General features: G+C 30.5%; 3 protein-coding genes and 1 other RNA gene. 1 reads left to right on the top strand and 3 read right to left on the bottom strand.

Features of this window, described 5'->3' with window-relative positions; all coding sequences use genetic code 11:
- The first annotated feature begins 327 nt into the window (after window positions 1-327).
- The gene (locus tag ACXLDF_RS04965) at window positions 328-1,251 is read left to right on the top strand and encodes a 5'-3' exonuclease (RefSeq protein WP_457557391.1); all 924 of its coding nucleotides are present in this window, start codon (window positions 328-330) and stop codon (window positions 1,249-1,251) included.
- Between the two features lie 8 nt (window positions 1,252-1,259).
- Here the strand turns inward: ACXLDF_RS04965 and ACXLDF_RS04960 are convergent, their stop codons facing one another.
- From ACXLDF_RS04960 to ssrA, 3 genes are all read right to left on the bottom strand, one after another.
- Window positions 1,260-2,585: an aminotransferase class IV gene (locus ACXLDF_RS04960; protein WP_457557390.1), complete on the bottom strand. Its 1,326-nt coding sequence runs from the start codon at window positions 2,583-2,585 to the stop codon at window positions 1,260-1,262.
- 58 nt (window positions 2,586-2,643) lie between these two features.
- Window positions 2,644-5,370 (bottom strand): DUF8740 domain-containing protein, encoded by a 2,727-nt coding sequence (locus ACXLDF_RS04955; protein ID WP_457557389.1) that lies wholly within the window; start codon window positions 5,368-5,370, stop codon window positions 2,644-2,646.
- 77 nt (window positions 5,371-5,447) lie between these two features.
- Window positions 5,448-5,890, bottom strand: a transfer-messenger RNA (tmRNA) gene (ssrA, locus tag ACXLDF_RS04950).
- Window positions 5,891-5,904 lie beyond the last annotated feature (14 nt).

Here is a 5,904-nt window from a genome sequence, read left to right as displayed (position 1 = left end):
GAGGAGTTGCTTCAAGAATTTCAAATTGTCCTTGATATTTTTCTGAAATATTCATAAGTTTCTTTTGTTCTTCTTCGTCTCCCAGTGCCAAAACAGATACTACAAACCCAAGCTCACACATCGCTTCCAATGATTCTAAAAAAATTTTAGACTTATCTGACTTAGTAATGATTCCTATCCGAAAATGTTTAGTTGCAAACCTTACTGTTTTTGTTTTTTTCGTGATAGTTTTCATATTTACTTTGGGTTTATAAATCAGACCATTATAACAGACTTTCAATGTTTTTTCTAATAAAACTCATTGTCAAATCTAGAGAAATGATGAGAATGAACTCAATGAAAAAATTCCTCCTTATTGACGGATACGCGATGATGTTTCGAGCCTTTTATGCTGTGAAATTTGCTCCAATGTATGAAAACAAGCCTATTGGTGCTGTTTTTGGCTGTGCTACTACTATTTTACAAGCCTTAGAACAATTTGATCCCAATTTCTTAGTTATCGCTTTTGATGCTCCAGAAAAAACATTCCGTCACAAAATGGACGAAAATTACAAAGCTCAACGAAGTAAAGCTCCTGATGAATTTATCGAACAAATCCCACTTGTAATGGAGATGGTCAAAAAATTTGGCATAAAAACACTGATAAAACCAGGATTTGAAGCTGATGACATTATTGGAACTTTAGTAAAAAAAGCAGAATCTAAAAATATAGAAAGTTTCATTCTCAGTGGTGATTTAGATTTTTTGCAACTTATTTCGGACAAAATCCATTTAGCAAAATTCAATGGGAAAGAACCTTTAATGTATAATCGAACCTTAACTTTTGAAAAAATGGGGATTTATCCTGAACAAATCATTGATTATAAAGCTATTTGTGGTGATAGTTCTGACAATTACAAAGGAATCTCTGGCATTGGTCCAAAAACTTGTGTAAATTTACTTACGGAATACAAAACTTTTGAAAATATCTATAAGAACCTTGCTAAATTAAAACCAAAAGTTCGTGAAAAATTCGAAAAAAACCAAGAATATGCAAATCATTGCAAAATTTTGGCAGAAATTCATACAGATGTTCCGGTGGATTTTCCTTTGAAAAAAGACAATGAATTTAAATTAAATCCGAGCAATTTTCATGACTTTTTTAATAAAGTAAATTTCAGAAGCCTGCATAAAAGAATAGATAGATTGGATAAAAACAATACCCAAGAACAAAAAAATAGTTCAGACAACCTTCAGGCTAGTTTATTCTAAAGAAAACACTAAATAATTTCTTTTGCCCAATCTTCAAATCCTTTTAATTGTCCGACTCGTGCTTTATAAATCATATCACGAATTGCAAATATTTTTTTACGGATAGATTCTTCATTCATTGTAAATATTTGACCAATATCTTTTCTTGTCTTTCTCATACATATTTCTGAAACATGAAGTACGCCAACAGCATTTCCCATTGTAAAAATTCCTTTCATTTCTTTTACTTCCTCAAAGGAAACATCTCTAATAATTACATTTTCTCCTTTTGACTTCAATATATCTATCGTAGATTCTCTTGTAAATGAAGGCAAAATATGCCGATCTTTATCATCTATATCCCCTTGAATTGGTGGAATAATAAAATTATCTTCTTTATCAATAAAACCAACTGCACAGGTTGAAACTTCTTCTGCATTTCCACTTGTATCAAAAGATAAATAATCATTATAACCTCGCTTTTTTACATCATGTTTTATTTTAAAAGTTGCACCATAATTTGGTGCTATTTTATTTGCACCTGATGGTGGTCTATTAATATACTTAAGTCCTTCTATTTTTATTGATTCTGGTAAATAATTTCCAAAAGCAGCAATTTCAACTGTAACTACTGAAGTTTCAGGAACAATTATTCCAAGTCCACCATTTAATCCTGCAATAGATGGACGAATATAAAGTTTTCCTTCACTTTTTTCAGGAATGTAATCTTTATTAAATCCAATAACTTTTCTCATAAGATTTTCATGTATAGATGCATCAAAAGCAGGTAAATCTAAGGATTGTGAAGTCTTATCAAATCTAGTAGCATTTTTATCTAAACGATAAGCCCAAATTTTTGAATTTTCATCACGACTAACCATACATCCTTCAAATCCACTTTGTCCATATTGAATACCTGTAGTATCCGCTATCATTAGTGATAAACTTCCATGTGGAATTATTATAGGTTTATTCCATACTCCATCACGGCAAAAACAAATTCCCATTACATGATGAGGCACTACTTTTAAACCCTGAATATTTGTTTTTGGTTCTTTGGGTTTTTGAGATAAAAATGGCCAACCAATATTATAAACAATAATTTCTTTTGGTTTCTCATTTTCTAATTTCCAACCTTTTAAATTCCCCTCTGCCGTAAGTCCTTCTGTACAATATACTCCAGTTGGAAATTTATCAGTAATTGCTGCAATCACAAATCCTTCCGATTCCAATAATCTCACAACAGCTATCCATTCTAATATTTGTCCTTGTTGGATAATATCTACTGAAAATTTCCTATTATTGTTTAAAGGAATTCCCCGAACAATCTCAATAAAATCACTATATTTATTCATCTTTATAATTTAAAAACAAAATAAGTATACTAATTTTGTCTTATTTTACCAAAATTTTTTATTCCTCTCTCGTATGAATTATTATATCGCTTATTTTCGAACTCTGATTATTTTTCCCATACATTTTTATTTTAATAATCATAGTGTCTCCTTTTTCCCAAACAGCCCCACCAGAAAGTGCAAATGTTTCCTCTTTCCATACATTTGAAGTAAGTGAAATCCCACTACCAGATAATTGATCTCCCACAACTCCTTCTTTTTCTACTGTAAGATCTAATCTAGAATCGGAAGAAACTCCTTCTGTAAAATATTCAAGACTTAAAGCTAAGGCTTGAAAACTATCAAATTTATCAACAAGATGATACCGAATAATTACATCATAATCTTGCATTGTTGTGTCTTTTGACGTCCATCTCAAGATACTTTTTTCTACTCCAAGAACATTTCCTTTTTCCTCATACATATATCCTTTTGCATTATCTGTACCATCTCCTTCAAAAATAGAATTTGGATATCTCGGACTCAAAACATGATTTTCATCATGAACTCCAATCATAACTCCATTAATAGTTCCTGTTGTTTCAATCCCACCATCAACAAAAATATCTCCATTTAATTCAAAACGGTCATCTCCAATATCCCAAGCAAGCGATTTTCCTGTATTTAATCCAAAATCAAGACGAATTCTATCTATTGGTCCGGCATCCCCATCTTCATCTAATCTAAATACTTCAGAATCAGTACCAGTTGAACCAAGTCCACCACCTGGTAAAATTTCAACAGGAAGCAAACCTGTGACTGCATCAATATAAGGAATATCACCTGGATCATAACCAGAATCATGTCCATCTAATGTCACAGCATCTATGTCTGGTATTATACTATTTGGAAGTTTTCCTGTCCCATCTTGATATGGAATTTCATCAGCATTATATCCAAGTGCTTTTCCATCTACTTCTGTCACTTCTACATCAGGTATAATGCTTTCTGAAAGTTTTCCACTTGCTTCTATTCGTGGAATATCTCCTGCTGTAATTCCTGTTTCAATAATTTCATTAGGAATAACTCCTGTTGTTTCGTCTATATAAGGAATATCACCTGGATCATAACCAGAATCATGTCCATCTAATGTCACAGCATCTATGTCTGGTATTATACTATTTGGGAGTTTTCCTGTCCCATCTTGATATGGAATTTCATCAGCATTATATCCAAGTGCTTTTCCATTAAATGTGACAGCATCTAAATTCGGTAATAAAAAAGATGGCAGTTTTCCTAATTCATCAAGATAAGGTATTTCTCCAACTCCATACCCAGCTTCACGAAAATCTAATTTATCAGCATTAAATGCAAATGGCACTGTATCTATTACCATACGATCTATCGTATCATTATCATAATCTAAATCTATAAGTTCATAACTTGAATTTGGTTCTCCATGTTTTTTTATTTCAATTTGTAAACTAATATTTATTCTGTCAAAAAGTCCTTCAGTAAAAGGAGTGACTGTTCCCACTTGAATAGAAAATTTTCCATTATTTATAATGTTATAAGTTTGAATTTCTTGCCATCCAAAAAAATCCGTAGCGGCTGTATTTAAATCTCCCCCCATTAATCTATCATTAATATTAAAATCTTGATTATCCCATAAACTAAAACGGAAATCATAATTACCAGTTAGCGCATTGCCATTTGCATCAAAAAGCTCCCCCTCATAAATTATTTTCTGAGGTGTTGTTATTTCTGCAAATGCTTCGTCTGAAATAAAACAAAATGAAGTAATTAAAAATAATATAGAAAGTAATGAATTAATTTTTTTAGTTGTTTTCTTTTTTGTTTTTTGTTCCAATTTAATTTCGTTTTTTAATAATTTTAAAAGCTCTCTATCTCTTACATCAATATTTGAAGTTATGATTTCTTTTGATTTCAAATAAAAATACCATGCTAAAAGTACGATAAGTAATAGTATTATAAAGAAAAACAAACCTAAAACTCCAAAAATAAATGTAAATAGATTCTTTTCCGAATAACTAGATATATTTACGATTTTATCACAATTATCTTTTTCACAATTAGATTCTTCTTCGTATAATTCAAATGATTGTTTCTTTGCAGAACTATACATTCTATCTCCAGAAACATCGCTTAAACAACGAAAAGATATTTCTGTTTTTTCTAAATCTTTTTCATTTGAATTAAAATTAGAGCCATTTGTTTCTAACTGTTGCTTCTTAATTCCTACTTTATTAATATTTTTTTCAATTTTTTCATCAACAAGTACAATAGGAACTTTTTCTGTTTTTTCTGATTTTAATTTTGGTGATTTCTTATATAAATCCGTAATTTTTTCTACTTTATCAGGATCTGTAGGAATAAATGAAGTTTTATCTTTAATAACAGATGCTAATAGATTGCTTTCTTTTTCTTTCACAAGTTCATCATATTTTCTATCTAAAATCCAATTTGAGCTATGTCGACCTCCTCCTTCATCTCTAGGTGGTGATGATTTTATTTCAGGAGGCACAGAACCACCTGATGAAGAATTTGAAGTATTATTATTAATATTATTTTCTGAAGAATTTTCTTTTTTAGGTATGTTTGGATAAGCAATTGGTTTTAAATGTGCATTAATTCTAAAATTTTCCGATCTAGTATTACCTCCTGACTGAATTATTTTTAAAACATTACCACCTTTAACTCTATAAACTTGAGCATTAACAAAACTACCTGCATAAACTAAACTACAAGTTATTATGATAAATTTTATAATTTTATTTTTAATCATCCGTAAATTATACCATAATTCTTAATAAAATCCAAATAAAAAAACCTCATACAAAATGAGATTTTTAAAAAATAATCTGGTGGAGGTGGCGAGAATCGAACTCGCGTCCAAAGAGGAAAAAAACAACCTTCTACGCTTATAGTTTATTTGATATAAGATTAAGACTTAAAATAAACAAAATATCTTAAAATGTTGGAAAAAGTTTCATTATTCCTTATCCAAGGGAACAACTACACCACTAATTTGATATAAAAATGTGTGGTAAATTTTCATATCACCTAGGAGCATGAAGCTCAACTAGGATTTGTCCTATAACTTACAATTAAACAAGTGCTCCAACCATAGGTTGTGGCATAAAAGTTTGTTTTAGACTAGCTAAAGCAAACCCTGCTTGTTTTCGAAGTTTTGCTAACTTATCGTTTGCATTTAAAAGTGAATCTTGTGGATATCGGAACAAAATTCAAATCCGAAAACGCCAGTGATTTCTTTCAATTCTCCTTGTCGAATCCAGAACACCCCCATATCGTCGCTGAT

This window comes from Candidatus Harpocratesius sp. (genome assembly GCF_054039255.1).
This window is presented reverse-complemented; position numbering and strand designations above follow the sequence as displayed.

Bases quoted from the DNA above. Each gene is read 5' to 3' on its own strand.
- ACXLDF_RS04965 (WP_457557391.1), top strand. From the start codon at position 328: ATGAACTCAATGAAAAAATTCCTCCTTATTGACGGATACGCGATGATG.
- ACXLDF_RS04960 (WP_457557390.1), bottom strand. From the start codon at position 2,585: ATGAATAAATATAGTGATTTTATTGAGATTGTTCGGGGAATTCCTTTA.
- ACXLDF_RS04955 (WP_457557389.1), bottom strand. From the start codon at position 5,370: ATGATTAAAAATAAAATTATAAAATTTATCATAATAACTTGTAGTTTA.